2 protein-coding genes are annotated in these 2,338 nt (G+C 66.5%); both read right to left on the bottom strand.

What is annotated here, in order from left to right; all coding sequences use genetic code 11:
* Window positions 1-25: 25 nt before the first annotated feature.
* On the bottom strand, window positions 26-1,093 hold the full coding sequence (locus ACM9NP_RS12175; protein WP_415646765.1) for a ParB/RepB/Spo0J family partition protein: 1,068 nt from the start codon (window positions 1,091-1,093) through the stop codon (window positions 26-28).
* A complete protein-coding gene (locus ACM9NP_RS12170) occupies window positions 1,093-2,082 on the bottom strand; it encodes a ParA family protein (RefSeq protein ID WP_415646764.1) in 990 nt (329 codons plus the stop codon). The genes ACM9NP_RS12175 and ACM9NP_RS12170 overlap by 1 nt, the downstream gene beginning before the upstream one ends.
* Between the last annotated feature and the right edge of the window lie 256 nt (window positions 2,083-2,338).

Genomic DNA, 2,338 nt, shown 5'->3' with positions numbered 1-2,338 from the left:
CCGCCCCTCGCNGTCTCGTCGCCTGTCAGTCCCCGGCCGGCGCGCCGCCGATGCCCATCGTTCCGGCGATCCTCTCGAGGTCCGCGACACTGCCGAACTCGATCACGATCTTCCCCTTGCGTTGACCGAGGGCCACCTTCACCCTGGTGTCGAAGCGATCGGAGAGTCGGTCCGCCAGATCCGTGATCCCGGGAGCCGTCATCGTCGGCACCCGCTTCGCTGTTTCACGTGAAACAGCGGGGAGGTCGTTCGCCGCGAGCGTCACGATCTCCTCGGTCGTGCGAACGCTCAGCCCCTCCTCGACGATTCGCTGCGCGAGCGCCTCCTGCCGCTCGGCGGGCTTGAGCCCGAGCAGCGCGCGCGCGTGACCGGCGCTGAGCACGCCCGCCGCGACGCGGCGCTGAACGCTCGGCGGGAGTGCGAGCAGTCGGATCGTGTTCGAGATCTGCGGGCGGCTGCGGCCGATCCGGCGCGACAGCTCCTCCTGCGTCACGCCGAACTCCTCCAGCAGCTGTTGATAGGCGGCGCCTTCTTCCAAGGGGTTCAACTGCACTCGATGGATGTTCTCCATGAGGGCGTCTCGGAGGAGTTCGTCGTCCTTCGTCTGACGCACGATCGCGGGAATCGTCTCCCAGCCGAGTTCGGCCGCAGCGCGGGTACGACGCTCGCCCATGATGAGCTCGAAGCGGTCGTCGGCGCCGGGGCGGACCGCGATCGGTTGGAGCAGTCCCACCTCCGACAGCGATACTTTCAGTTCGGCCAATCCGGCGTCGTCGAAGACCTGGCGTGGCTGCTTCGGGTTCATGTCGATCGCGTCCAGGCGAACGAGTTGGAAGCGCGCGCCCGGCACCGGAACGAGCTCGGGAGCGTCGTCGTCTTCCTCCGGTTCGGGCGCGGCGGTGGCCCGAGCCGGTTTCCTGGGCGCCGTTTTCACGGGCGTCGTTTCACGTGAAACGGCCGCCGGTTGCCTCGGTGGACGTGGCGGTGTGCCCTCGTCCTCCTCCGTTTCACGTGAAACGGTCTCCGGCTCGGTGTCGACCGTCGATGGAATGAGCGCCGCCAAGCCTTTGCCCAGACCCCCCTTCTTGCGCATCAGTTGGCTCCCATCGCTGCGCCGCGGACCGCGATCTCCTCGGCGGCTTCGAAGTAACTCGTCGCCCCCCGAGAACCGGGGTCGTACGTCATAACGGATTGGCCGTAGCCGGGCGCTTCGGAGACTCGGACGCTCCGGGGCACGACCGACTTCAGGACGACGTCCCCGAAGTGGCTGCGGACTTCCTGCTCGACCTGATCGGCGAGCTTGGTTCGCTTGTCGTACATCGTGAGCAGAATCGTCGAGACCTGCAGCTGCTGGTTGAGGTGAACCTTGACGAGTTCGATGTTGCGCAGAAGCTGGCCGAGGCCTTCCAGGGCGTAGTACTCGCACTGGATCGGGATGAGCACTTCCTTCGCGGCGACCAAGGCGTTGACTGTCAGCAGGCCGAGCGACGGCGGGCAGTCGATGAGGATGTAGTCGAGCTCGAATGGGTAGTTGTTGATCGCCCGCTCCAGGCGGTGCTCGCGCGCGACGACCGACACCAACTCGACTTCGGCTCCCGCCAAGTCGATCGTGGCGGGAGCGCAGACGAGGTTCGGGATTCCCTCGACCTGTTGGGTGACTTCGGCGAGCGGCACCGATTCGATGAGAGCTTCGTAGATGCTCGGCGTCCCGGCGCCGTGCTCGACGCCGAGCCCGGTGGACGCGTTGCCCTGAGGGTCGAGGTCGATCACCATGACGCGGTTGCCGTGCAGGGCGAGCGCGACGGCGAGGTTGACGGCGGACGTGGTCTTGCCGACGCCGCCCTTCTGGTTGGCCACGCCCATGACGCGGCGGCGGCCTGGTCTCGGCATGGAGACGTCGCCGGCCGGATTGAGGACTTTGACGGCTCGCTGCGCCTCGCGCGCGAGAGGAAGGTCGTCATCCCACGGCGATGGCCATTCGGTGGTCTCCGTCGCGGTGTTCATCGGTGTTTCACGTGAAACGCGTCCGGTGGTTTCACGTGAAACGCCCCCCGTCGTTTCCACAGCCTGATCGGGTTGCATTGGTTGATCTCCGTGCCTCGTGTCGGTGTCTGCCAGGGCTAAGAACGGCAGTGCGATTCGGCTGAGCGGGCCCGTGTTGACGGGGCTCCGGCCGGTTTCGCTCGCGACGGGGCGTTCCTCACCCGGTCGCGCGCACGACGCAAGACTACGGCCTTTGGCCCCATTGACGCCAGGAGCCCTCACTGGAAAGAGTGGGCGTGTCTCGTCACGATGGTCACTCGGATGACGTTCACGGGTCGTTTCACGTGAAACGGGG

The sequence above is a fragment of the Stackebrandtia soli genome, from assembly GCF_965137155.1.
GTDB classification, from domain to species: Bacteria; Actinomycetota; Actinomycetes; order Mycobacteriales; family Micromonosporaceae; genus Stackebrandtia; species Stackebrandtia soli.
Note: the sequence above shows the minus strand (reverse complement) of the source record. Positions and strands in the feature narration are given on the sequence as shown.

What these genes read in the sequence shown, in the direction of transcription:
- ACM9NP_RS12175 (WP_415646765.1), bottom strand. Translation starts at nt 1,093, where the DNA reads ATGCGCAAGAAGGGGGGTCTGGGCAAAGGCTTGGCGGCGCTCATTCCA.
- ACM9NP_RS12170 (WP_415646764.1), bottom strand. Translation starts at nt 2,082, where the DNA reads ATGCAACCCGATCAGGCTGTGGAAACGACGGGGGGCGTTTCACGTGAA.